Source organism: Flavonifractor sp. AGMB03687 (genome assembly GCF_017811815.1).
Taxonomy (GTDB): domain Bacteria; phylum Bacillota; class Clostridia; order Oscillospirales; family Oscillospiraceae; genus Flavonifractor.
On the sequence record NZ_JADKZI010000007.1, the window covers coordinates 107,719 to 133,789 of the forward strand.

23 protein-coding genes and 1 pseudogene are annotated in these 26,071 nt (G+C 52.1%); 23 read left to right on the top strand and 1 reads right to left on the bottom strand.

Annotation, left to right across the window (positions count from 1 at the left end):
- Positions 1-73 precede the first annotated feature (73 nt).
- The 4 genes from J9789_RS13790 to J9789_RS13805 all read left to right on the top strand — a co-directional run bounded on the left by J9789_RS13790 (position 74) and on the right by J9789_RS13805 (position 2,835).
- Entirely contained in the window at positions 74-262 is a 189-nt protein-coding gene (locus J9789_RS13790; protein ID WP_209346291.1) for a hypothetical protein, read from the top strand.
- 695 nt (positions 263-957) lie between these two features.
- Complete coding sequence (locus tag J9789_RS13795) at positions 958-1,632, top strand: hypothetical protein (RefSeq protein WP_209346292.1); 675 nt, start codon at positions 958-960, stop codon at positions 1,630-1,632.
- Positions 1,633-1,708: 76 nt separating this feature from the next.
- Entirely contained in the window at positions 1,709-2,152 is a 444-nt protein-coding gene (locus J9789_RS13800) for a hypothetical protein (RefSeq protein WP_101691697.1), read from the top strand.
- Positions 2,149-2,835 carry a hypothetical protein gene (locus J9789_RS13805; protein WP_209346293.1) on the top strand — a complete coding sequence of 229 codons (687 nt, stop codon included), beginning with the start codon at positions 2,149-2,151 and terminating at the stop codon, positions 2,833-2,835. Before J9789_RS13800 ends, J9789_RS13805 begins: the two co-directional genes overlap by 4 nt.
- Positions 2,836-2,952: 117 nt before the next feature.
- Here the strand turns inward: J9789_RS13805 and J9789_RS13810 are convergent, their stop codons facing one another.
- A complete protein-coding gene (locus J9789_RS13810; protein ID WP_209346294.1) occupies positions 2,953-4,161 on the bottom strand; it encodes an IS110 family transposase in 1,209 nt (402 codons plus the stop codon).
- A 292-nt stretch (positions 4,162-4,453) separates the two neighbouring features.
- On the opposite strand from J9789_RS13810, the gene J9789_RS13815 reads away from it, so the two are divergent.
- The 19 genes and pseudogenes from J9789_RS13815 (at position 4,454) to J9789_RS13910 (ending at position 25,996) form a co-directional block, all read left to right on the top strand.
- Positions 4,454-5,653 carry an antirestriction protein ArdA gene (locus J9789_RS13815; RefSeq protein ID WP_209346295.1) on the top strand — a complete coding sequence of 400 codons (1,200 nt, stop codon included), beginning with the start codon at positions 4,454-4,456 and terminating at the stop codon, positions 5,651-5,653.
- Positions 5,650-6,771 carry an antirestriction protein ArdA gene (locus J9789_RS13820; protein ID WP_209346296.1) on the top strand — a complete coding sequence of 374 codons (1,122 nt, stop codon included), beginning with the start codon at positions 5,650-5,652 and terminating at the stop codon, positions 6,769-6,771. The genes J9789_RS13815 and J9789_RS13820 overlap by 4 nt, the downstream gene beginning before the upstream one ends.
- A 262-nt stretch (positions 6,772-7,033) precedes the next feature.
- On the top strand, positions 7,034-8,071 hold the full coding sequence (locus J9789_RS13825) for a hypothetical protein (protein WP_209346297.1): 1,038 nt from the start codon (positions 7,034-7,036) through the stop codon (positions 8,069-8,071).
- A 10-nt stretch (positions 8,072-8,081) separates the two neighbouring features.
- Complete coding sequence (locus tag J9789_RS13830) at positions 8,082-9,065, top strand: DUF4314 domain-containing protein (protein WP_209346298.1); 984 nt, start codon at positions 8,082-8,084, stop codon at positions 9,063-9,065.
- Positions 9,058-9,663 (top strand): antirestriction protein ArdA, encoded by a 606-nt coding sequence (locus J9789_RS13835; protein WP_209346299.1) that lies wholly within the window; start codon positions 9,058-9,060, stop codon positions 9,661-9,663. The genes J9789_RS13830 and J9789_RS13835 overlap by 8 nt, the downstream gene beginning before the upstream one ends.
- The gene (locus J9789_RS13840; protein ID WP_209346300.1) at positions 9,660-10,688 is read left to right on the top strand and encodes a hypothetical protein; all 1,029 of its coding nucleotides are present in this window, start codon (positions 9,660-9,662) and stop codon (positions 10,686-10,688) included. The genes J9789_RS13835 and J9789_RS13840 overlap by 4 nt, the downstream gene beginning before the upstream one ends.
- Before the next feature lie 103 nt (positions 10,689-10,791).
- Positions 10,792-11,106, top strand: a complete 315-nt coding sequence (locus J9789_RS13845) for a hypothetical protein (RefSeq protein WP_087337441.1) — start codon at positions 10,792-10,794, stop codon at positions 11,104-11,106.
- Positions 11,099-12,073: a DNA adenine methylase gene (locus J9789_RS13850; RefSeq protein WP_209346301.1), complete on the top strand. Its 975-nt coding sequence runs from the start codon at positions 11,099-11,101 to the stop codon at positions 12,071-12,073. Before J9789_RS13845 ends, J9789_RS13850 begins: the two co-directional genes overlap by 8 nt.
- Before the next feature lie 13 nt (positions 12,074-12,086).
- Entirely contained in the window at positions 12,087-12,455 is a 369-nt protein-coding gene (locus tag J9789_RS13855; protein WP_087337436.1) for a hypothetical protein, read from the top strand.
- Positions 12,445-13,176, top strand: a complete 732-nt coding sequence (locus J9789_RS13860; protein ID WP_209346302.1) for a DUF3849 domain-containing protein — start codon at positions 12,445-12,447, stop codon at positions 13,174-13,176. Before J9789_RS13855 ends, J9789_RS13860 begins: the two co-directional genes overlap by 11 nt.
- A gap of 12 nt (positions 13,177-13,188) precedes the next feature.
- The gene (locus J9789_RS13865) at positions 13,189-13,845 is read left to right on the top strand and encodes a hypothetical protein (protein WP_022289155.1); all 657 of its coding nucleotides are present in this window, start codon (positions 13,189-13,191) and stop codon (positions 13,843-13,845) included.
- Complete coding sequence (locus J9789_RS13870) at positions 13,842-14,189, top strand: SpoVG family protein (RefSeq protein ID WP_245185282.1); 348 nt, start codon at positions 13,842-13,844, stop codon at positions 14,187-14,189. Before J9789_RS13865 ends, J9789_RS13870 begins: the two co-directional genes overlap by 4 nt.
- A gap of 13 nt (positions 14,190-14,202) precedes the next feature.
- On the top strand, positions 14,203-15,120 hold the full coding sequence (locus tag J9789_RS13875; protein WP_022289157.1) for a hypothetical protein: 918 nt from the start codon (positions 14,203-14,205) through the stop codon (positions 15,118-15,120).
- Positions 15,117-15,878, top strand: a complete 762-nt coding sequence (locus J9789_RS13880) for a class D sortase (protein ID WP_209346303.1) — start codon at positions 15,117-15,119, stop codon at positions 15,876-15,878. The genes J9789_RS13875 and J9789_RS13880 overlap by 4 nt, the downstream gene beginning before the upstream one ends.
- A gap of 158 nt (positions 15,879-16,036) precedes the next feature.
- Entirely contained in the window at positions 16,037-16,726 is a 690-nt protein-coding gene (locus tag J9789_RS13885; RefSeq protein WP_195328269.1) for a CAP domain-containing protein, read from the top strand.
- Between the two features lie 246 nt (positions 16,727-16,972).
- Entirely contained in the window at positions 16,973-22,561 is a 5,589-nt protein-coding gene (locus J9789_RS13890) for a SpaA isopeptide-forming pilin-related protein (protein ID WP_209346304.1), read from the top strand.
- A gap of 173 nt (positions 22,562-22,734) precedes the next feature.
- Complete coding sequence (locus J9789_RS13895; RefSeq protein ID WP_148337099.1) at positions 22,735-23,070, top strand: DUF3852 domain-containing protein; 336 nt, start codon at positions 22,735-22,737, stop codon at positions 23,068-23,070.
- A gap of 73 nt (positions 23,071-23,143) precedes the next feature.
- Positions 23,144-24,034, top strand: coding sequence for a conjugal transfer protein TrbL family protein (locus J9789_RS13900; RefSeq protein ID WP_209346305.1), 891 nt, complete (start codon positions 23,144-23,146; stop codon positions 24,032-24,034).
- Positions 24,031-25,996: pseudogene (locus J9789_RS13910) on the top strand (DNA cytosine methyltransferase). The gene J9789_RS13900 and the pseudogene J9789_RS13910 overlap by 4 nt, the downstream one beginning before the upstream one ends.
- The last annotated feature ends 75 nt before the right edge of the window (positions 25,997-26,071 follow it).

Genomic DNA, 26,071 nt, shown 5'->3' on the forward strand with positions numbered 1-26,071 from the left:
AGCGGGCGAACGCCCGGCAGCTGTCCCTTATTCTCCGCATGGTGCGCGTGGTAGTGGGAGAGGGGGAGAAGGCATGACCAATATGGAGAAAATGCGCCGCTATATCGAGCGGACCGGGGTAAAGTTCCCAGAGGCTTACCAACTGAGCATGGAAGAGTTAGAGGCATTGCGGGGAATGGGTACATTTGAGTCCCTGGCACTTGCCTTTGAATATGGCAGGGCAAAGGGCTTCCGGTATTCCAGAAAGGGGGAGAAAGCATGACACGCGAGGCCATGATTGAATCCATTTCCAAGCTGCTGGACCGTGCAGACGTGTCCCGGCTGCGGATCGTCTATCAATTCATTTTGCACCTGGTAAGGTGAAGGAGCGGGGGCTGTGACAGGCCCCCGCTATCATTTTGAGTTCAACAAAAATTCAACTCCACTATGAAAAGTTCAACTATTTTACAAAACGATGTAAAACGCTAAAACCGCTGAAACCATTGCACCCCAACACTTTGCTGGATTTTATAAAACGATAAAAAACGATTGATTTTGAACTCATAACCCGGAGGTCGGAGGTTCAAATCCTCCCCCCGCAACCACATTGTGCGACCAAAAAAGATATCGCACCGGAAAACCCCGAAGCCGCAACGGTTTCGGGGTTTTTTCGCGTCCATTTTTGACTGCACGAAAAAAAGATATCTTCCCACCTCTTCCACGTGCGGTGAGGACTTGAACTAAAACTGAGGGCTTTTGCGCCCAATTTTGAGTGAGCAACACGGAAAAATTTCTGTTTCTTCGAAAATTATTTTGTTAAATTTTTGTGAACAAAGTGGTTTGTGCTAAAATGTAGTACAAACCACTTTTCTATTCCACACATCTTGGCCGTCACTTTTTTAAGGTGACGGCCTTTTTTCTTTTCAGATAAAATCAAAATGAGAGCCCAAAGGGCATTACGCACAGGAGGAAATTAACTTGGATCGAAAACAGTATTTTGAAGAACTACATATTGCGCTCACGCGGGAGGGTTTCACCTCCCAGCCTGAGCAGGACGAATTGCTTCCTGTGGAGTGGGATGGTCTCCCCCTCTGCCGGATTACAGCGGACGGAGGCGTTCGCTACTGGCAGGAGGATGTAGCGACGCCGGAACGGGAACGAGCCTGTGAGCGAGCCACCGATCTGGCCTGTACCGTGCGTGAGTACATGACGCTGCTGGAACAGGCTCCGCCCCTGCAAGCCCAAAGCCTGACCGGTGACTACCGCCTGCTGGCTGACTTCAACGGAGCCGTGCTGGCTGCCCATCCCACCCGGCTTGGCGTCCAATTCGTCACATGGGGCTGGAGCTTCGACCGCACAGGTCTCAACCAGGGCAATTACTTTCAAGAAAACTATGTATGTGCCAAGCAGGACTTCGCCATCCGCGCTGGCCTCATTTCCAAACAGCAAATTTTCAATCAGGAGCAGCTTGTTGAAATCTACCGGTGCTGCTCTGACACCTTGGACGCTGGTTTTGACTTGACTGCCGAGCAGGAAAAGTGCATCCGGAGTGTTCAGGAGCAGATTGCCATTGCAGCTCCCGATACTCTGGAGCGCATAAGAGAGCAGGAGCAGCACCCCATGGAATCCTACAACCAAGAACCGATCTTGTAATATTCAGGCGCCGGAGTTTTGGAAATAAGACTCCGGCGCTTTTTTATTGCCTCAAACCAGACAGGAGGATTGAAGATTGGAGCAAAAGAACGAACAAAAAGCGCCGCTGCGCATCAAAAATCTGGCTGAGTTGAAACGCTGTATCCGCCCCGGGACAGAGTTGGTGGCAACCAGCCATAGCAAGCACCCTGCCCTGGTCGGGCTTGTACGGGTGGTGACTGAGGTTCAGACCAACGCTTACTATTCCGTGGTCAAGGATCAGCCAACTCATCAATATTCGACCTGTAATTACGGGAAGGGATTCCGCTCTGATTTCGAAAAGGCATCCAACTATTTATTTGAGGGCACGACCATCAAGGTCCTTGACCGCAGAAGCAGTGATGGCAGCGTGCTTTACGAAATGGAACTTTATCCGGGCGAATACCTTGTCCTCGGTCAGAAGAACGACATGGAGGAGAATGCGGATATCAGAGAAGACAATGGCGAAATCAAGCAGGAAGGGATGAACATGACCTTATGACACGCTATTTCATGCGAGATACACCGCTGTGCCAGCTGGAACAGCAGATGATGACCCCGCCCAATTTCAAGGTCAGAGGTCACGGCCGGTATTCTCCCGGTTTCCAATACAGCAGCGAGGACACGGAGTGCCCATACTGTATAAACTTCAGGCGCAATCAGCCTTGTCCGCTGAAACTGTGCATTTGCCTGGATGAACGGATCGCGGCCGGCGCACTGAATCTCAATGAGTTCGTCAGGGATTGCTTCTTCCCTGAAGCGGGGGTACAGCTTCTGGCCCGCTTAGAGAGGAATTTCACTTGCTGCTCCATCAGCTTTTTTCTGAATGAGTGCCATCGTGAGCGCTGGCAGCACTGGCGCGAGCGCTACTATCGAATGTCAGGCCGTAATCTGGCCGCGCTGTTTCTCCTCACGGCGTATGAGGATATCTGGCGCAGGATGATCTGGAAGTTTGATGCCCGCGGATTTGACTTCCAGTCCGTCCAGCTTTCCGGCATCCAGCCGGAGCTGTACAGTGTTTATCAGGCGGCCAAAGCCATCTCCACCGGTAGCCCCAATATCACTCTTGCCGATCTCGCATCCCCCGAATTGGTCACAGATGAGGCGTTCCACCTGATTGTCTGCGCTCTGCTTCTGGCCAAGTACGGAGATGCGATTTTGAATTTTGAAGGAAAGACCTGCTAATAAAAGTCAAGTAGAAAATTCAGATTTTTAGGGAGGCGAAAAAGGCAATACAAAATCAAGCCGCTGCGCATTTCAAAACTAAAATGGCGGCCAGCCAGACAGTATAGAGCCGGAAAATCAGTCGTGCTCCAGAGAATCCAGGTAGGCTTTCACAGAGGCGTAATAGAAGCGCAAGAACTTGTTGGCGGATGCCATCATGTAGACACGGTAGGGCTTGCCCTCAGAGCGTTTCTTGTTCATGAACTGGTAGATCGGCTCATCCATTGGAGCGCATTGCAGGATGACACCCATCACCAGAAAAAGTGTCCTGCGCAGCGAGGCAGACCCCCTCTTGGAAATGCTGCGGCTACGGACATCCATTTGTCCGGATTGGTAAGGTGGGGCGTCAATGCCCGCAAAGGCCACCAGCGCTTTCTTGGAATGAAAACGGCGCACATCGCCAATTTCGGCCATGAGCTGGGGACCGAGGGTGGGGCCAACACCAAACATCTCCATCACCACAGGATACTCCGGTAGAGAAGTCGCCAGAGACTGCATCTCCTGCTTAAGGGCAGCTAACGCGGCGGAAGTTGCCCGGAGTTGGGAAATGGCCTGTTCTACCAAAAGTTTTGCCGTATCCGTTTTCGGCATGACACCGAAGCGTCCACAGGCAGAGGCATAAATGTCCAGCGCCTTATCTTCACTGAAATTGTAGCCGTGCTTTCTGCACCACTTCTGGTACTTGGTGGTAAAGGCCTTCTCAGACAGGCCGCAGACGCACTCGCAATGCCAAAAAGCAGCTACAAAGTCCACCCACTTCTCGCTGCCATCGGCGCGGGGCGGACTGGTAAACAGGCGGTTTACATCTGGGAAAGCAGTGTCCAGCAGGGAGATTAAATTATTCTTCATCATGGTCTGTACTTTGGAATACTGCTGGTACTGCCGGTAGCAGGTCTTCAGCATGAGCCGGGTATCCTCCTCCGGGACATATCTCGGCAGCGTGATCCAGTGGTCAAGGCCGTAGTTGGCCAGCTTCACGGCATCCTTCTTGTCAGTCTTGGCCCGTCTTAAACTGTTGTTCCCGTAGTCATGCACCAGCATTGCATTGACTACGGAGACATAAAGCCCCGCGTCGTGGAGCAGCCAGGCCACCGGCGCGTGGTAATTGCCCGTGGACTCCATCACCACACGGGTCTCACCGTCCAGACTTTTGAGCAGCCTTGCCAGCTTACTCAGTTCGCTGTCGGTGTGAAGCACCTCAAAGGGTGAAACCACTACCTCTCCGAAGGGCCGCATGACGGCGATCATGCTTTTCCCTTTGGAAATATCGATGCCAACACAGTTCATCCACATTCCTCCAATACAACGAATCTGCAACCGGAATCCATCTTTTCTCGCTGCCGATTCAATCTATTGGGTGACGCGAACTCTCCGGCATCCGGTGGCTCAACCTGCTTAAATCGAACGCTGCAACAAGAGGATGGCTGACAGTCTTTCCTGCGGACTTGTTAGCCCAAGTGAGGTGTTGTCAGCCAGTTGCTCCTCTTATTGTAGCTTAGGCACGAGATGGAAAGAAAGCCGGACTGGCTGCCCGGCTTTCCTGTCCAAATTTATTGTAATAGTAAGGTGATGCAATGTGATGATGGAAGCAGTTCTGAGCAACGCTGACCACCCGGAATACGGTGTTGCGACGATCCCTCTTCCCATTCCCAGAAATCAGTACGACCACTGTGTTTCGCTGTTGGAGGCACTGGAGATCGGCGATGCCTCTGAAGCCGACTGCCGCTTGGACTCGCTCGACAGTGCCTGGCCTGTGCTGAATCGGCTGGTATGCACCAAGGTCAACCTTGATGAGTTGGACTATCTGGCAAAGCGGCTGGACAGCTTTACTGTGGGCGAGTTTTCGCAATTTCAGGCGATGGCTGAAAAGCTGAATCTCACCAGCATGAAGGATCTCATCAACCTGACCTTCTGCTGCCAGCAGGCGACGGTGATCACGGACTTCACAAATTTGAAAGAGGTTGGCCGTGATCACTACATGAACATCCATGGCGGGTGTGCCAGCATGGAAGAACTGGAACAGCTGGACGGAGTGGAAACCGCTGTCCTGTTGATTGAGGACAATGAGGGGACTATCACCCGCTACGGAGTGGTCTATGACAACGGCATGCAGCTTTCACAGCTCTATGATGGGAAGCACCTGCCCTGCTATCACTATGAGGCCGATATGACTGCTGTCGGGATATCCTCCCGGTGGGAGCCGGAGAACAGCAGGAATGTGACCTGGATCTATCTCCCTGCCTCAAAAGGACAAATTGAGCGCGCCATGCAGCGTTCCGGCATTGCTGACCCAAAGGATATGCGCCTTTTTATGGCAGACAGTTCATTCCCGGAGGAAGTGGATGTAGCACTGGACTTCCGGTGCGACAACATCTACGAGCTCAATGAGCTGGCGCTGGTCGCAGATAAACTCTCGTGTGACGACCGCAGAAAGCTGGGAGCAGCAGTAAGTATGGCTAAACCGGAATGCGCCAGCCAGATCCGCCGCTTGGCGGAAAACCTGGATCTGTTTGAATTCGCCCCCGGCGCCCACACCCCCGAGGAATATGGGAAATACATGATTCAGAGATCCGGCCATTTTGAGTATGACCCCAATCTGGACGAGTTTTATGACTACGAGCGGTATGGCCTGCAACACATGGGCTATCAGTCGGGCGTGTTTACCGACCGCGGCTACATCGCCTATGTCGGTACAGTAAGTCTGGAGGAACTGATGGCAGACGACCCGGCAGAGTCCTATCAGCGGGAGCAGGACTTTCAGATGGGAGGGATGACATGATCCAACTCTTTATGAGCCGCAGCGGGAGTTCTGTCATTGTCCCGCTCAATTTGCCCGCATCTCATGGCGCTATGACAGAAGCGTACAGCCAGCTTGAACAAGCTAACAGAACAGGAAAAACAGAGATCGTTGAGATCAAAAGTGTGATTGCCAACCTGCCGTCATATCTCGGCGGACTCGACCCTGATTCCAGAACGCAGCTTGCACAGCTGAATCTGCTTTCGAGCATCATTGCCAAAATGGACTCTCGTGAACGGAGCATCTATGCCGGCGCCTTGGATGGCAACAGCATCAATGATCTGAACGATATGATCCGTGTGGCGGAACAGGTATCGGACTACATTCTCATCCCTAATGTCAATTCGGATGTGACGCTTGGCCGGTATGTCGCTGTTGCCGGCCAGATTCAGGGCGATCCCAGGTTCCCCGAAGCGGCCTGGCCCTACCTGGACTTCGCGAAAATCGGTGCGGAGTACTATGCCGAGCATGGTGGTGCGTACACCCATGCTGGCTATGTGCTTCTCAAGCAGGATGCCGAACCCGTCAGAGAGAAGGCGGCAAAGATCCGGCTTGACCTCTCCTCCTCCCAAGCGCAGGCGAGTGTATCGCTTCCGGCATTGAAGGAGGAATTGGAGCGAGTAAAAAAGTTGCTGGGGATCGATTGTTTTGCAGAGGCCGCAATTACCAAGGTTTCTTTTGCTGTTCCCAATTTGAACGAGTATATTCCCACCACGGGAGTATGCGTGGAAGATGCAAACGAATTGGCTTGGGCAATCGAGGGGATGCAGCTTGAAGACAGCGAGCTGATGAAATACCTGTCGGTTCTTTCTGTGGAGCAGCCGGAAACCATGCAGGATGCTCTTCGATATGCCATGAATCTGGACGACTATGAGCGTATCACGGAGGACACCTATGAATATGGCCAAACCGTCCTTCGGCGCATTGGCGCTGATGACGAGCTAATCGATACCATCGACGGGTATATGGATTTTGAGAAGCTGGGCGAGGACATTATGGCAGAGGAAGGAGTCCGGCGAACCGAGTTCGGCCTGATCCGCCGATGCAGCAGCCCTTTTTCTGAGGAAACACATACGTTAGAGATGGAATACCTTTCATAATGACTCGGGCAGTCAATTTTCTCTTGGTATAACTGATGGCTTATATGTTGCTTAAAGTAAAGAATACTGAACAGCATCACCTGATGGATTAGGAGGAATGCAAATGAAAAAGAAACTCATGATCTCGGTGGCTTTGCTGGCCGTACTGGGAGCTGCTGTTGTAGGCTATTTTCACTTCTCTTATAAAAATGTTTTTGACCATGGCTAATCTCTCTAAACTGTGGTATGTTGTGTACTTACCAAACGAAGGAGGTGAAAAACCATGAAACAGAAACCTACGAAAAAATGTGAAAACGGTGTTCAGCTGAGGCCCGCTTCCATTGAGGAGGCGGGCCTTTTCTATTCAGAACTGGACCAGAAACAGGATGAAGCTCTGGGCACAGTTGGTCACATCCGCACGGACTTTGGTTCTGGTGGCAAGGAATTTTGGCATACCTGGTGGCCTCACAACGAGGATCGATTCAATACTTTGGAATTCAAGGAAGAACTCCAAGCTATCGTTGACACCTTACGAGCAAACGGGCCGCTAAAAGATCTGGCCTCCATGAGCAACTACTGTCACAAAAACGGCGGGACCATCACAGAGGACAGCAGAAGTTTTGGATATGTGGCAGAAACAGACCAATACCGCTACTGTCTCCGCTGTACCCCCACTCCGGGTGATTATCAGGGCTACCTATACTGCTATGATAAGCGGCAGCAGGAAATGGCCCAAAAGGACAAGATAGTGGGGCGAGTGACCTTTGCAGATGGGACGGCTCAGGAGTTCACAGACCCACATCAGTATCTTCAAACTATCAAAGAAGAACTTCCACTCCGCAATACGACCGGATTCAAGCACGAAACGCTTTCTGAAGATCCAGAGATCAAGAAAGCAGTGGATGATATTCTGTTGGATTTTGCGGGCGAGGAAAATCCTCGACGAACCTGTAACTACGGCTTGACCGAGAAAGGGTTGCAAGCCCTTCAAGATGTGGCAGACCCGTCCCTCCCCCATTCCTATGCGTGGTTTGTGATGACTGATTGTAACACCCCGCAGGAGCAGCTCCACCGTAACCTTACCCTGGACGAAGCGGTCGAGCTCTATCAGAACAGCGACCATCCTGAGAAACGGCTTGGTGTCACCAAGGATGACTTCGCAACAGTCGACTTTGTCCGAATGGTGGACGGGGAGCAGACATTTTTCGGTGACTATCAGAAACTGGAGAGTTTCAAGAACGATCCAACGATTTTCGAGGCAGTAGAACAACTCCATCAGGAATTGGAGGATATGTCCCAAGATCAGGGCATGACCATGTAGGAGGTGCAAGATGCAAATACAAAAAGAGTGGCTGGACTTTCTCCGGGAGCAATATCCCAAGGGGTCTCGCATTCGATTGACGGAAATGAAAGATGATCCCTACGCACTGTCCCCTGGAAGTATGGGGACGCTCAAATATATCGATGATGACGCACAGTTTCATATCAGTTGGGACAACGGCAGTGGCCTTGCCCTCCGGATTGGCGAAGACCGATTCCGCGTTCTGTTACCGGAACCCCAGACTCTGAAATTCTACATGCCTCTCACCGCTCAACTTTACGGTCGTGACAGCTGTGGAGATCTGGAGGAGTACGGCAACGATTTGAATGGTCGTGATCTGCGAGACTATCAGTCGTGCATTCACGAGGCGCTTCTGGAAAACCAGGTGCCGGAGGAAAAAAGTCGCGGCCTTATGCGCTGGTATGATAAACAGGATGGGGTAAATGAAAAAGTTCAGTCCATCGTGTTTGACGCAGAAAGTCGCGATGGGCAGCTGTGGTGCGTAGCGGAATGCAAGGTAGTGGGTGACCTTCTGCCGGAGGAAAAAGAAGCCCTGGCTGATTACATTTCAGGTCAGGCGTCGGACGGTTGGGGCGAGGGATTTGAGCAGCGGGCCATCGATCTGGAAGAGGGGGAACTTTATGTGAGTCTCTGGAACTCCAGCAACTGGACAATCCAGACCGAGGAAGAAAAGTTCTCCCCCGATTCTCTCACCCGCCTGCCGGATATGTGCTGGTCTGTGCTTCCCGGTGAAGGAACACTTATCTGCATCAAAAAAGGTGAGAGCGGCTACTACCCCAGCGACTGGAGTACCGGCGACAGGGCCCAGAACCGCTACCTGGCGGACTATAACAACCAGCATCGGGGCATTACACCGGCACAGGAACAGGCGATGCTCACTGGCAGCATGTGCGGTTGGGATGTACCTGGTGCGGATCCCAAGTGGTATGAAGAACATCAGAACCAGGAGACGGGAGGAATGACGCTTGAATAAAGGATTCACCGTATATGTAAGTCCTTTGGAAATGGACAGTACAGCTCACCGGTTGGTAGAACTGCCTATGGAACAGGAAAAACTGGATGCACTCCAGCTGGAACTGAACACCGGCTCCCCCCTCTATACCGAAGTATCGGACTTCTGTGGGCGGGAATACCTTGAGGAGCATTTGCCAGAGGATATGGATCTGACAGAGTCGAATCTGCTGGCTGAGAAACTGGCCTCCTTGGAACCTGTCCAGGAAGCGGCCTTCGAGGGCCTTGTCCGCATGGATCTGGATAAAGGAATGACGGAACTGCCATTGTGTCGGCTGGTCGACCTGGCCAACAGTGCGGATTGCTGTCATGTTGCTCCAGGAGTTGGTAATGACGAGCAGCTGGGACACTTCTATGTGGACAATGATTTCCCGGTAATTCCGCCCGGCCTGCCGGAAGAGGTGTATGAGGTTCTGGACTATGCAGCCATTGGCCGAAAGGCCAGAATGGAGGAGGGCGGAGTCTTCACCTCCGAAGGCTATGTGGTACAGCACACCGACCTGGATGTGAGTTACTCGCAGTCCCATTGTGGGCCGCAGATGGAGGTGATGAGTCCATGAAACACCGCCTTGCCCCTCTTTTGGAGGGGATGGAGATGGGCAAATCGGAACATGATTGGCTGGAACAACGGTTGGAAAGCATGACAGCAAAGGAAGAACTGCTCTTCCGAGGTGCCATGCAGATTGAATCACCAAGGGACATTCAGACGACCATCCAAATTCTTCAGGGATTGGATCACTACCAGCTCCTCTATGGAGCAGAGGACGATGTGCTACTGGGACGATTCGTCATGGAGCATATTCACACCCCCACACACGCGGCACGGGGCTACCTTGACCCGGAAATTGTTGGGGCAGCCTATCGGGAACATGGTTCAGGCAGTTTTGTTGAGAACCACTATGTAGAGCGGCTGAACCCCGATCGTCCCTTGCCGGAGGTAAATCCCAACATGCCGCTGCCTAACACCGGTGAGTATGCAATTCGGATCAAACTGGTAAGCAGAAACAATATGGAGGGTGTCTGGATTGGATTCCCCGACACAGGAGAGTACATGGATGCAGTCCATCCGGATGAACTGCTTCTCGGGCTGGATGCCTTGCAAGCAGAAACACTGGATCAGTGCATGGCGGTGGATGTGGACTGCGCTCTGCCCCAGATTACCGACATCCTCAGCCAATATGACTCCGCAGGAGAATTGGTTCGCCACGCCATTGACTTCGGCTATGTCTGGGCGGAACAGGGGCAGGGAGAACCCCACTGGTTGGAAAAATGGATGTGTGTCATGGAGTTGGAAGACTGTCACCGCCTGGATTTGGCACTGGATCTCGCCCAAAACCTCCATTGCTACGAATATATTCCCCGCGGGGTTGATCTTGCGCAGTATGGCATGGACTTGGCCCGAAAGGAGGGTGTACTTGGCCAGGATCCGCTGCTCAACCAGTGCTTTGACTCTGTAGCCTACGCCCAGCATCATATGGCAAAATATGGCCTGTCCACAACAGACCATGGCTATGCAGCCAGGAATGGGCAAGAGGTCATCTACGAATACAGCCAGCCAGAACATGAACCGGAGATGACCATGTAACAATCTCACACCAAATTAGGGGCCGTTTTTCCGAAAGGGACAAAACGGCCCCTTCTTTTTTGCGCCCTTTTTCGGTAAAACGTGTCCGGAAAAGGAGGCATTTATGAGAGATGACAAGTTGTTGGACTATTTGAAAAGTTCCTGTCATGGCCGTGAAAACCGGAAAAGCGGCAGGGAGTTGGCTCGGACACTGGGGATCAATGTTAAGGATCTTCAAAAGTTGGTAAAACGACTGCGAAAGAAAAAGAACCCCATCGCTAGTGACCAGTACGGCTATTACTATGCCGCCACCGCTGCGGAACTCTGTGACAGCATGGATTTTCTCCAGGGGATGGCGGATGGCCTGATGGAAGATATCCGCAGTATGCGAGGGTGCCTTGATGGTTACTCGGAAAGGGACGGTGCTGCTAATGGCTAAGCCCTTCTTTCCGTGGATGGGGAACAAAGAGAAACTTGTTCCCTACATCCACCAGCTGATACCGCCCCATATGAAACAGTTTACAGAGGTGTTCGGTGGAAGCGGTGCCGTCATCTTAGGTCTGCAGCCAAAGAAGGGCCGGTTGGACATTTATAACGACCTGAACGACGATTTGTTCAATGTGTTTTGCTGCGTCAAAGAAAAATCGTTCTCACTGGCCAAAGAACTGAAGTTTCTGCCGGTGCATGGCAGGACACCCTTCGCCTTCTACCGCGATATGGCCGCTCATGAGCCGGACTTCTATCGGCATATTGAGGAGGAGAAACGAGTTGTAGCGGAGTCCACTTGTTTTACCGAAGAAGAGATCCGCGAACTGCTCACGATCCTGGATGGCAACGCAAAACTTTTTGATGTGCGGCGGGCAGCGGCTTTTCTGTTCACCACTTACGGCAGCTTCAGTGGGACAGGAAATTCTGTTGGCATTAAAACTGTGGACCCGCAGGCAATCGTGGATAAACTTCCCCAGGTTTCAAGACGAATGGACAGCATTTTCCTGGAACATCAGGATGCCCTTGTGCTGATCCCCAAGGAGGACCGTCCGGACGGAATCATCTATGCAGATCCACCCTATATGCTGACAGAAAAGGTCTATGATGTGCGATTCCTTCCGGAACACCACATCATCCTTCACGACAGGGCACGTTCATGTAAAGGGTATGTGATCATCTCCTACGGCTATGATGACCGGATCATTGATCTGTACAAAGATGATTTTTTCATCATCTCCTTGAAACGAACCAATCCGCTGTCACAGACCGAAGGTTCCACCTTCAGGGAGTTGATCATCACCAACTACGATCCCAGCCCCTACCTGAATAAGCAACTTGATATCTTTGGGCAGGCAACTGAGGCCATGTGGGAACCCGTCATCCTGCACCGGCCTCGCAGAATCTTAAAAGCAGACTAGGAGGTAATTTGAAATGAAGTTTGTATTACATCGTAATCCCGAGAACAGAAACCAGAAAATTCCTTTCCCCGCCATGCAGATGGCTGAATTGGCTGACGCGGAGCAGCTGACTATCCAGGCAGATGCAGGCAGTATCCTGATCAGCCGGGAGGACATCACGGCGCGGCAGGCCATCACCACCATCACCCATCTCTACGAGGTGATCGACTCCTTGATTCTCCAGCTGGTGGATGCCAGCAATGAAATCGTCGATGTCCTGGATATCCCCGACCCTCTCGAGACCGTGGATGAGGAGCTGCTGGATGATCTTCTGGAGTGCGGAGCCAACCCGGACGGTCTGCGTCTGCTTCTGGCGGTGGAGGACGAAGCAGATGAGGAATGATACCTACCTCTACACAGACGGTCTGGACGCAGCCAGGCGCAGCGGGCAGATAGCCCTATGGCGGGCCAGCCATCAGGCCAACATCGCCTGTAAAAAAGCGATTGAGGATAGTATCCGCCAAGGCTTTGATGGCGTGCATCTCAAAGAGGACTGCGCCAAAGAGGTGTTGGAGGAGTTCGGTTTCAAGCGGGTGAACTGGGTGCTGGCAAACACCATCCAGGAAAAGAGTGGCGATGGCCGATTCCGCCCCGACAACAGAAGTTGGGCACAGCGCACCTTCATTCCGGAAGATATGGGCCACAAGGTGGAGTTTATTGTTAACTCACACTCCGAGGTTGTGAATGGTTTTGTGAACCAAATACGGGAGGCCTATCAGAAGCTTAACCTCTTCGGCCCAGAACACTGCGAACCCAATTCATGGGAGGATTTAGATTACACAGGAAAGGTGCTGGTACTGAGTCCGGACACTCTGAGAGAATCCTGCTGGACACAGGAAAATCAGCTTTGGTATGCCCATGATGGATTTGGGTGCAGTCCCCATGCCATCGGTCGTTCTATCCGCTGTACCTGCCTGGGAGATGGAGAACATACCAGATGGAACCGATCCGACTTCATCGGAGTCCTGCAGGAGAATCTTCTTCCGGAGTGGGCTGAGGAAAAACTGAACGAGCTGACAGGCCAGAATGTTGATCACAGCATGGAAGGCATGAAGATGGAGTGAAGTGGAGGAATTATGAATTTGAGTTATTACACGGTGGATGATCTTCGTCTGGGACATGATCCGAAAGGCGTGGTCGGGTGGCGGATGTCCCATTTTCTATCTTTGGATGATGCGTTAACGCATTATGCGAGTCTGCCTGCTACGGGAGTAAAATCTCTTGGGCTGACGGATGGAGTGCATTGTCTGGAGATCGCTCGATGTGTCCCGCTCTTTGAATATGACAGAGAAGGCGAAGACATCCTGGCCTCTGACTACAAGCAGTTTCCGCTCTGGGCCGATGTGGAGGAGGTCAATACTGCAACACAGGCATGTATTTCCGCCTTGCGGCTTCGGTATGTCCTCCATCCTGATGCGATTGTACCAATTCCAAAAGGTGACTCCTTATCTTCAAAATTAAAGGATAAATATCTCTGGCTGAATGCAAACCGGGCAAAGGAATCCGCCATTACGCTGGCGTATCGCGCCGGTACAGGCTGGATCCCCTTGAGAGAATGGAAACGCTGCGCTTCGAAGCATCCGCTGATTCTTAAGTTTATGGCGGATGGTCTGACGGAGGGCGGCGCTTTTGTATCTCTGGAAGTTGAGCCCTGGGAGTATGACCTGTTGGTCCGCCGCACTTTAGAGCGGCTTAACCAAAATACATCAAATTCAGGAGGAATGAAGACATGAAGAACGACATGAAAGCAGCAGTGTCCCCTATGGAGATGGATGTGAGGATCTTTCCCTATCGAGGGGACGGCCCCGTGGCAGCAATCGCTTCGGTTACGCTGAACGGCTGTTTTGCCGTGCGGGATGTACGGATCATGGAAGGGAAAAATGGGCTTTTCGTTTCCATGCCCCGCAGAAAGGTAAAGGGTGAGTATCGAGACATCTGCTATCCCTGCACCAAAGATTTCAAGCAGCAGTTTGATCAGAAGGTCCTGGAGGCCTATGAGCAGGCACAGGTTCAGGAGGCTCAGAAGTCCCCGGACCCCGAGGGTCAAGAGGAAAACGGCCCCACCATGGCAATGTAAGGAGGTAATGTTCATGAAACGAGTAATGACCCTTTGCGTCCTGGTTCTGACACTGACAATGGCGCTCTGCCCCGCAGCACTGGCAGCGGATCTTGGGAGTGCGGCTACTGCAGCCCAGGTATGTTACCCTACTTCTATCAGCCGCAGCGAGGACGGCACAGAACTGAAAAAAATCTATGATCTGGGGCCGGAGGATGACCCCGCAGGGATTCCCCGCTCTGATTTTGAGCAGGATGGCTTCCACTATACCCTGACGGATCTGCTCAAACAGGAGCTTCCCGAAAACGAAAGTCGGCAGCACACTGAAACGGTCTCCTTGCCCAGCAAAAATAAGGATATGGAGTCTGTGCTGGCGCTGCTGCCCGCCGAAAAGGAATTCGTTACGGATGACGGTCTGACCGGGATTCTGAGCCTGGACCTGTCCACAGTCCGGGTGGAGGTTGCTGGGTATGGCAGCTCCACCAAGGAAGTCTCTGCCACACGCTCCTACCCCAATCTGGCTGGTCAGGATACCCAGTACATCCCCAAGACTATCGAAGAGGATGGCCGGACCCTGACGCTTCAAACGGTCAATTGGCAGACAGACAATACCGCAAACATGGATGGATATGCCGTTGGCGACCGTTTCACCGCTGTCGCCACCTATACCGGAACTGCGACCAGCTCCTATGTGAAAGGTTATACCGTGACTGCGGACTATACCGGAACCGTCAGCCGCATCGCCCTGAATAAGGTGCGCTATGTGGCTATTTTTGAAGGAACACCGCTGGAGCCTATTCTGCCAACGGAGGATGAAAGCACTGGCCCCGCCCAGTTTAATTGGTTGGCCATTGCAGTCCCCTTCGGTATCGTAGCCCTAGTCGGTGCAGGAACAGGTGCCGCTCTATTTATGAAGCGTCGCCACGAGACAACGGAGGAGGAGAGCGAATGAAACGAGTAATTTCCACTTGCCTGACGCTTTGCCTGTCTGCGGCATTGGCCTTGCCTGCCAGCGCCTTGGACTACAGCATTGACGCCCCCGGTAATCCGGATTACGGGGATCCTACTTCTATCGAGGTAGTCCACACGGCTGATGGTGGGGCAATGAAGAATGAGGATATCAGCAAAAATGCAGCCCTGATCCCGCCTTCCTTTGGCAGCCCCAGCGCAGATGCCCTTGGAACAGGTACCTATCTTACCCCCAACTTGGCCCCTGGCGGCATGGCGGTTGGTACTATCTCCGGCGGCAATATGCCCATCGTATTCCCGCCTACGTCTGGCGAAGACACAGGCAATACCAGCTCTGGCAGTTCTGGCGGATCCAGTACCTCTGGCGGTTATACCTATGTGACCGATGATCTCTACTATTCTGGTGGTTATCTGGGAACTCTGAAAATCTCCGCCATTGGCCTCAGTGTGAAGATCTATCAGGGCACCGGGAGCAGCACACTGGCCAAGGGAGCAGGCCACTTCACAGACACGAGTATCTGGGACGGCACTGTTGCCCTGGCTGGCCACAATCGGGGTGTCAACAACCATTTCGGCAAGATCCATACCCTGGAGATCGGGGATAAGATCACCCTGACCACTAAGCTGGGCACCCGCACCTATAAAGTTACCTCCGTCAGTAAGGTCAGCGAAACGGACCGCAGCGCCATGACGCCTACCGGCGAGGACCGGATCGTGTTGTACACCTGCGTAATGAATTAGAGTGCTTACCGCTGGTGCGTCCAGGCGACTGCTGTGTAAACTGATCTGCTGCGTCGCCATTTGTTCTCTGCCCACGCGGAAGATTCTGCTTGACTTCTACCTCCTTCTTGGATATTGTGTGCTTGCAAAGATCCACATAATGCAAAGGAGGAATGAATATGAAGGCAAAAAAGAATCTGGCCCTGGTAGCGGCAGGTATCGTAATCGGCGCGTTTCTGGCATTCCCCACAGCACACGCCGCTGAAGAACTATTCACTGCAGTTCGCAGCTCCCACCAGTTCTTCCTGGATGGGGAAAAAGTTCAGATGGAAGCATATATCATAAACGGCAACAACTATGTCAAACTTGCAGATGTGGGCAAGATGGTCGGGTTCAATGTGTATTGGGACGGAGCGGTGTACATGGACAGTGATGCTCCTTACACTGGAAAAGCACCGGAAGCATCCTCCACGCTTGAGGAGGTGAGAGAAGAGATCGCCGTCCTCGTGAACGAGGTACGACGCGAGAATGGTCTCCAGGAACTGACTATCGATCAGCGCCTGATGGCAGCAGCGCAGAACTGCAGCGATCAAAAGTTTACCTGGCATCACACGAAAGAAGAGTGTGAAGCGGTGGCGGCATCTGGATATCCCTATGGCTTCGGCTCAAATCTCACCGTATTCACTGGTGCGGCAATAGCAGATATTGCACAGCGCGCAGTGGATAACTGGGAAAAGTCTCCTGGTCACTTCCAAACCATGACGGATCCAGACGCAACAAGTCTTGGTGTAGGTGTAACCAAGGACAATGGCGTTACGTACTGCTATCTGTTTCTCGGAAAGCCTAATACCAATAATCCCTACGGATAAATCCATGTAGAGTGTGGCCCCTCCAAAACTGGAGGGGTCGTTTTTTTGTGCCTATACAAGAAAGAAGGTGAGTGAAATGATGTAATGCAATAGCATATCTGCCTATTTTCCAAGTTCAAGAAGAATAACCGCAAAAAATAATATCGAGAGAAGCAACAGGCCGTAGGGATACAGGACCCGACAGCCTGTTTTGACTGGAATGCTCCATCCCTGCGGCCCTTTCTTTTTTCGAGGAAAGGACAAAAAATGAAGATGAAAACGCATTCCGTATATATTCGCATGATGTCCTTGCTGCTCGCTGTTCTGTGTATTGTGGGCCTGTTCCCTGCCAGTGCGCTGGCTGCCAGCCCCAACACCATTAAGTTGGAGGACTGCACCTACAACGGGGTCCACTATGACTCTCCCGCATTAGGGATTTGCTATATGCACCAGATGCAGTTTGATTTCAACGGCGACAGCGTCATGGGCTTTTGCTCCGAAAAAGGCAAAGGCATGGGCTGGTCTTTGGAAGGTCATGAGTGGAACAGCCCCAAAGAAATCAACGACTCCACAGTGAAAATTATGATGGCATATTTCTATTGTCATACCAAAGGTATTTTCACTGACCGGGCACAAGCACTGGGCCTGGATGAAGTATGGGGCTCCGACTATACCTGGACTATGAATGCATGGGTGCAGGCAGTAGTTTGGCGGTATAAGGCCGGTCTGCTCTCTGATCCTGTGGTCGCCTGCGCGGAAGAATTGATGTATGTTTTCAACAACCTCAAACACACCAACTACACCAGCATTGATGAGGAACTGGATGGCTGGTCTTTCCGCGACAGGGCCCAGTACACTCTCGACCTCGGTGCAGAGGGTGTTTGGGGTGATTGCGCAGTATATGAATACAAATATGCTGGTCCCGGCTCCAATTACCACCCCGCCAATGATGTTCAGGCTGTATTCGTTGGCGAACTCACCATCACCCGCGAGCAGTACGAGCTTACCGTAAAGAAGGTAGACTCTACCAACCCCAGCAAGGGCCTTTCCGGTGCTCGGTTCCTCATCCAGTCCGCCAATGGCACCTATTCCAAGGAGTTTGTCACCGGGAGCGATGGAACCTATACGCTGTCGTCTTTGGATGCAGGCACTTATTCCGTAACTGAAATGGCCCCTCCGGAGGGGTACGAAATTGATAACGCAGGACCTCAGTATGTTGTTCTCCCCAACGAGAGCGGTACCACCGTCACAGTTACCTTTACTGATACTCCTGTCATCACCAGTGAGGGCAGCATCCGCAAAGTGGATTCCGACGATCCCAGCAAGGGGCTGGCTGGTGCTGTGATTAAGATCGAGGGTGTCGATAACAGCTTTACCGGCACCTACACCACTGGTGTCGGAGGATATCTGCAGGATGTACCCTGGGATACGATGCCCGTCGGCTCTTATGTAGCCACTGAAGTCACCCCTCCGAACGGGTACACCATCAGCAAAGATCCTGATAAGGTCCGGCAGGAGTTCTATTGGGACGGCAAGAGCGATGTTGACCTTGTGTTCGAGAACGACGCAAAAGTAAAGCTCGAACTTTTGAAGGTAAACGACTCCGACCAGCCCATCGAAGGCGCAGTATTCAATGTCCTGAAAGATGGGCAGATCATTGCCACAGAGAAAACCGATGCCTCTGGAATTATTACCGTTACCAATATCACTGAGGGCCTCTACGCTTTTGTTGAGGTCTATGTCCCGGCTCCCTATGCCCGACTCGAAGAGCCTGTTACCGTCCATGTGGATCAGGAAGATGTGGACGGTGGCGGCACGATTTCGGTCTCCGCAGTAGATGAAGAACTTCCTACCCTTACCATCCTTAAGCGAGATGGCCAGACTGGACAGGTTGTTCCCGGAGCCGTCTTTGAAGTAAAGGGCATTCATCACGGCTACCACACGGATGTTACTACTGGTGAAGACGGCACGGCCACTTTGACTGGCCTTCCCGTAGACAGCTATGAAGTGACTGAAATCTCCGTACCTGACCCCTATGTGGTGGCTGCAGAACCCACCCAGACGATCTGGCTGGGTCCCGGCGATGAGAAGCAGCTGATCTTTGATAACTTGAAGCAGCCCCAGCTCACCATCGCCAAAGTCGATGCTGCAGACTCCACCACCCCCATTTCCGGCACCGTCTTCCGGATTGAAGCCATTGATGGTGATTACCAGAATGATGTCACCACCGGCCAGGATGGTACTGTTACCCTCCGTGTGGCACCTGGTACTTACCGTGTCACTGAATTGTCCGTACCGGCCCCCTACTTCCTCCCCGATAAAGACGCAGATCGGGTCCAGACGATCTCTCTGAATGCAGGGGACGAAAAGAAGCTTGTTTTCAAGAACAGCAAAAGCCCTGAACTCACCATCTACAAGGAGGATAGCGTTGCCGGTGCCCCCGTGGAGGCAGCGCGATTCCATGTAACCTATACCAGCAATGGTGAGGCCGCTGACGCACCTGCCACCATTGATTTTGGCGAGTTCCTGACGGATTCTAACGGCGAGATCCGACTTCACGAGCAGGGAAAGCGGCTGTATCCCGGCGAATACACCATCACTGAGGTAGAGCCTGCTCCTGGGTTCCAGATGGTAGAGCCCACAACTCAGAAGATCATTCTCCATGGCGGAGAAAAGAAAACCGTTACCTTCCAGAATACTCCCCTTAACGCCATCATCGTCGAGAAATACGACAGCGTCACTGGTGAGGCCCTTCCGGGCTGCACGTTCCAGCTGCGTTACCTTGGCGGGACATCTGGCACCGGTGGAACGATTATTGGCCAGAAGGTGACCGGGAAAAACGGCACCGCTATTTGGACCAGCCTCAAACCCGGCACCTATATTCTGGAGGAAGTGGACCCTGCGGACGGCTATAGTATCATCCAGTCTTCGGAAACCGTCTATCTGGCCGACAGCGGAGAACAGTCGGTTGTCACCGTCCGGTTTAAGAATATGCCGGATGGCAACCTGCTGATTCGCAAGGTTTGTTCTGTCAATCCCAGCGTGACTCTCCAGGACGCCGAGTTTAAGGTCATGTATGCCGATGGCACTTTGATCGGGGACAATAATGGAATCTACCGCACGGACGAGAACGGTGAGATCCGCATCGAGGGCTTGGCTCCCGGTAAAAGCGTGGTCGTCACTGAAACGAAGGCTCCGGCAGGTTTCCTGATTGACACCCAGTCCCAGACCATCCAGATCAAGGAGGGGCGAACTGTTTCGCTTACCTTCAAGAACCAGCCCAAGGGCGAGCTCATTATTCAGAAACGCGATAGCGCCACCGACAAACCTCTTCCTGGTGCTGAATTCCGAGTGACTACGGCAGCAGGCTGTGAAGTTGGGCTAGATGGTGTCATTGGAGATTCCACTCTCACCCAGAATGGCATCTTCACCACGGACTCCAATGGTGAAATTCACATCACGAATCTGGCCCCAGGTGCCTATGTAATCTCTGAACTGAAGGCTCCGTCTGGGTATGTGATCGATCAGCCCACCACCAATGTGGTGATCGGCGAGAGCGGCGATACACAGACAGTGGTCATCAAGAACTCTAAGGCCGGAAGTTTGATCATCGATAAGCGGGACTCTCTTACTGGTAAACCTCTCGAGGGAGTTACATTTAAGGTGACCACATCTACCGGTGAGTACGTGCCGGACGAGAACGGCTACATCTCCAGCAACGGTCTTTACTTTACCGATAAGGACGGAAAGATCCAGATTGACGGTGTAGTGGGCACCCTGGTAGTGACCGAAACCGCAACCATTCCGGGATACAGCATTGATCCCGCAAAGAAGACCCAGACCGTCCAGGTCAACCCCAATGATACGCAGACGCTCTACTTCACCAACACGCCCAGTACCACATTGGTCATCGAAAAATATATCGAGGGTACCACAACGCCGCTGGCGGGCGTGACTTTCTTGGTCACAGATAGTTCCGGCGCGGTCGTTGGCTCCAGCAATGGAGAGTACATTACCGATGAGAATGGCCGCATTGTTATTGATGATTTGGAGCCCGGCACCACGGTGACCGCCAGAGAGGTCAAAACAGTGGAGGGCTATGTGCTGGACACTTCTCCCAAGTCCATTGAGATTAAGGCCGGTGAGGTACAGACATTGCGCTTCTATAATGCGGCGAAGGGCACTCTGGTCATTCGAAAGCTCGATTCCGTGACTAAAAAGCCTCTGGCTGGTGTGGAATTTGAGCTGACCTACGCCGATGGTGGCTATGTGGACGCTGACAACGGCCACCTGTCCAGCAAGGGCCTTTATACCACAGATGCCAATGGTGAGATTCGAATCAGTGGTGTGACCGGCACGATCGTGGTAAAGGAAACGAAAACCATTGATGGCTACACCATTGATCCGGCCACTCAGTCCCAGACCGTGGTGGTAAACCCGGCAGATACGCAGACCTTGACTTTTTATAACGATCCCATCGGAGGGGTTGAGATTATCAAGGTCAACGAAGCTGATCAGACCGAGCGCATTCCTGGCACCACATTCGAGATCCGTAAGGTAGATGACGAACTGATTGATACCGTCACCACGGACAAAAACGGTCGAGTCTTCGTTTCCCTGGAAGACGGTGCCTATTATGCGGTGGAGGTCGAGGCAGCGGATGGCTTCAAGCTGGACAGCACCCCCTACTACTTTGAGGTGGAGAACGGAAAGACAGAACCCCTCAAGATTACCAATAAGGCCGTGTCCGGTATCCTGATCCATAAGACGGACAGCACTACCGGCGAAGGGATCTACGGGGTGACCTTCCTCCTCTATGACAGCAGCAACACCCCCATCGGTCAGTACACCAGTGATGACCGGGGCTATGTCTACATCGAAGATCTGGAGGCAGGCCGTTACTACCTGCGCGAGTTGGAAAATGAGGGGTATGTCCCGGACACCCAGAAGAAAACCGTCTATGTGAAGTCTGGAGAGACCACCGAGGTTGAGTGGGAAAACACTCCCATTACCGGACAGATCCAGATTACCAAAACTTCGGCAGATTATAACTCGATGAACGGCTGGCCTGCCGGAACCCCCATTCCCAACACCGTCTTCGAGATCTACAACTATCGGACCGGCAAGCTGGTGGATACCATCAAGACGGACAAAAATGGCGTGGCAGTCTCTAAGCCGCTGCCCCTGGGCCGGTACAAAGTTGTGGAAGCCCAGGCAGCCGAGTTCTATGGCCTGGACAAGACTCCCATTGAGGCGGAGATCGAATTTGCCGGTCAGATCGTTAAGACGGCCATGACAAATAAGAGCCTCTATACCAACGTCAGCATTAAAAAGACCGGATATGTGGAGGTCATGCCTGGGCAGCAGATTCGCTATGACTTTTCTGGCATCGGCAACAACTCCACCACCAGCCTCACCTCCTTCTACTGGAGGGATACCCTGCCTACCCAGGCGGTACGGCTGGATAAGATCATCACCGGCACCTACAATGTGCCTGGAAATTACAAGGTGGTCTACCAGACCAACCTGAGCGGCGGTACATGGCGCACCATGTACGACAACCTGAGCACCATGCAGAACTATACGCTGGATGCCTCGCCTGCAGCACTTGGTTTGGCTTCCAACGAGTATGTGACCCAGTTTATGGTGTCCTTCGGCGTGGTGCCCTCCAATTTCCGACAGGTGGAGGCACCGAGAGTCTATTGCAATGTAGTCTCTTGGCTCACTGGTGGCACCCAGTTCGTTAACCAGGCAGATGTGGGCGGTGTCTATGACGGACAGTGGATCATGGCAACCAGCCGTTGGGTAACCAAGGTTTATAAGCCTTCCGAGCCCCTTCCCAGAACGGGATATTGATCCAATTTCATTACATCCAGGAGGGTCGCCCAATTGGGCGGCCCTCCCACTTTGAGGAGGAACTACCTATGAGCAGAGGAGAACAAAAGGTTCAAAGGCCTTTCAGCTGGTTTCAGCTCGGAGGAAAGGCACACCGGTTCCAGCTCGATATTTTTTAAGAAAGGGTGATTAACATGAAGTTGAAAAAATACTTATGTGCCTTTTGTGTGATTTCCCTTATGGCGATTTTACTCACTGTCCCCGCTTTCGCAGCTGGCGGTGATGTGGCCGGTGCAGTGGAACAGACCTGGGATGATGCCGCAACGCAAATCAAGACTGTCGTGGATAATGTGGTTTTTCCTGCCCTGAGTATGATCCTTGCCATTGCATTCTTTGTGAAGCTAGGAATGTCGTACTTCGATTACCGCACGAGGGGACAATTCGAATGGACTGGTCCTGCAATCCTCTTTGTTTGCCTTATCTTCGTACTGCTGGCCCCCAATTACATCTGGGGCATCATCGGCATCTAAGAATCGAAGGCCGCACCCCCTCCTAATTAGGAAGGGGTGCGGTTACCTTTTAGAGAGGAGGTGTTAGTGCCTAATGTTTATTTGGGATTTTGTAGCCAATCCCATTATGGATGCTCTTATGGATTGGTTTTACAGTCAGGTCGTTGGCTTTCTCGGCGCATTTTTTGCCCAGATGGGCAATATGGGTGCGGAACTTTTTGAATTGGAATGGGTGCAAGCTGTTGTCCTATTCTTCTCCCAACTCGGTTGGGCTCTGTATGGCGTCAGTCTGGTCGTTTCTGGTTTTGAGTGCGGAATAGAATATATTTCTGGCCGTGGCAATATCCAACAGGCTGCATTAAATGCCATTAAGGGTTTTCTGGCAGTGAACCTGTTTACCGTTGTTCCAGTTCGCCTATATTCGTTATCCGTTGCGCTGCAAGGGACCTTTGCACAAGGTATCACCGGAGCCGGTTCAGGCATTGGAGATCTTGGCGCGGCAATTTTGGAAAACATGGAGTCTACTTCCTTAACGGAGATCGCGGCTGCTGGCCACTGGGGAATTGGCACCAACCCACTCATGCTGATCTTCTGCATAATTTTGATGGCCTATGCTGTGATCAAGGTGTTTTTCGCAAATCTAAAAAGAGGCGGAATCCTCCTCATTCAGATTGCGGTCGGAAGCCTCTATATGTTTTCAATCCCTAGAGGATACACCGATGGTTTTACCCAGTGGATGAAGCAAGTGATTGGCTTATGCCTTACCGCTTTCCTGCAGGCCACCATATTGGTGGCAGGGCTAATGGTATTCAGCGAGCATGCTCTGCTGGGATTAGGTCTGATGCTTTCTGCTGGCGAAGTGCCCAGGATTGCAGGAACATTTGGTCTGGACACCACCACCAGAGCCAACATCATGTCTGCGGTGTACACAGCTCAAGCAGCTGTCAACACCACCCGTACGCTTGTACAGGCGGCAACAAAATGATAGCACCCACAGGCCGTGTCCTGACGATGGGCAGCCTCTTTGATGGAATTGGTGGATTCCCTTTGGCTGCTGTTCGCAGTGGTATAGAACCGCTGTGGGCCAGCGAAATTGAGGCGTTTCCAATCTCAGTAACACAAAAAAGATTTCCCAACATGGTTCATGTCGGAGACATCACACAATTAGATGGAGCAGAGTTACCGCCGGTGGATATCATCTGCGGTGGCTCTCCGTGTCAGGATCTTTCCGTGGCCGGAGCGCGTGCCGGGTTAGCCGGTGAACGCTCCGGCCTATTTTTGGAACAGATCCGCATCATTAAGGAGATGAGATATGCAGATAAGCAAAGAGGACGGCCAGATATCCTTGTTCGGCCAAGATATGGAGTGTGGGAAAATGTCCCAGGAGCATTCTCCAGCGCAAACGGAGAAGACTTCAAAATCGTCCTCCAATCGTTCCTCCAAGTTGAAGAACCATACCTTCATGTTATTAGACCTGAGACCGGGCGCTGGGAATATGCTGGGGCCGTGCTGGGAGTACGATCCTGTGTGGCTTGGGTCACTTGGGACGCTCAATACCTCGGAGTGCCCCAGCGCCGTCGTCGAATCTTCCTTATCACAGATTTTGCAGGATACAGTCCCATCCAAATATTATTTATCCCCGACAGCTTGCATGGGTATCCTGCGGCGAGCGGAGGAGAGGGGGAAAGATCTTCCGACAGCACTTGCGGCAGCACTGAGGGTTCAGGCTGGGATACAAAAACCGGAGGACATTAATCTGCACGGAGAAATTACTGGGGTCGATGGTTATAACGGTGATTTAACGGGCGACGTGTCTGCCACACTTGGAACCAACTGCGGTATGTCCACAGGACGAAATGGTGTTCTGGATCCAACTCCTTTTGTGAATAACCAGCAGGATGAGGCCAGATTTACTTGCGGCATAGACGGCGACCTCGCCCTATTGCCCCCGGAAAGCCTTCATGTATCGGGTCTAATAACAAAAGGAAGCGGCGATTGCTTTATTACAGAAGAAAAACACACCACTTTAAGCACTGGTGGAGGTCAAGCGGGTCAGGGATACCCATGCATTTTTGCCGCAGGATTCTCCGCAGGGGCTGGTGCAACTGCCGGTAGCATTGGCTACGATGAAGAAATCGCTCCTACTCTCAAAGGTAGTGCCAGCGGAAATTGTATGCCGACTGTTTTCTGCCTGAATGATCAGGGCGGCCGTGTAATGGATGTAACCAAAGAGATGACAGGAACGCTCCGCGCTCAGACACACGGACATGAACCTTTGGTTCTTGATGCCCACGGTCAGGACACCAGATACCGTGGGCCAGTCGAATGTTCACCAACTTTATCCGCAAGCTTACTGAATCATCCTTTGGTAGTTGATTCGCCCCAAGAACCGGCCCTATACGAGAACCACGGAATTGATGCCCGCTATACTGGTCCACATGCTGTGTCACCTACTCTCTCTGCAAGGGCTGGAACTGGTGGAAACAATTTGCCTTTGGTTGCAGCACCAGAGGAAACCTATTGTATTACAGGAAATGCAATTGACCGGCAGCCACATAATGGTGGGAACGGAATTGGATATCAGCCGAATCTATCCTATACTTTGACCGCAACAGATCATCATGCAGTGTTTCGCCGGCAGCGTGTCGATCTATTTCAGAGCGATACAGTTGTAGGGACCCAAAGTGCGCGCCAGTACAAGGATGCTACAGATCTAATTTATCAACAGTTACCTGAAAAGATGGGAATGGTATACCTCATTCGCAGACTCACACCAATGGAATGTGAACGGCTACAAGGGTACCCGGATGGTTGGACAAATATGCCAAATGTGTCGGACTCCAATCGATATAAGGCTTTGGGCAACAGCGTTGCAATTCCATGTGTGCAATACCTGATCCAGCGCATCGCTATGTGCCTTATGCTTGGCTTTCAAGGTTACTTTTAGTTCCTTTTGTGAATGGCTTTTTACCTTGCTTTTGGGTATGCTTGCTTTGCAATTACAGAAGAAGGAGGTCAGGTT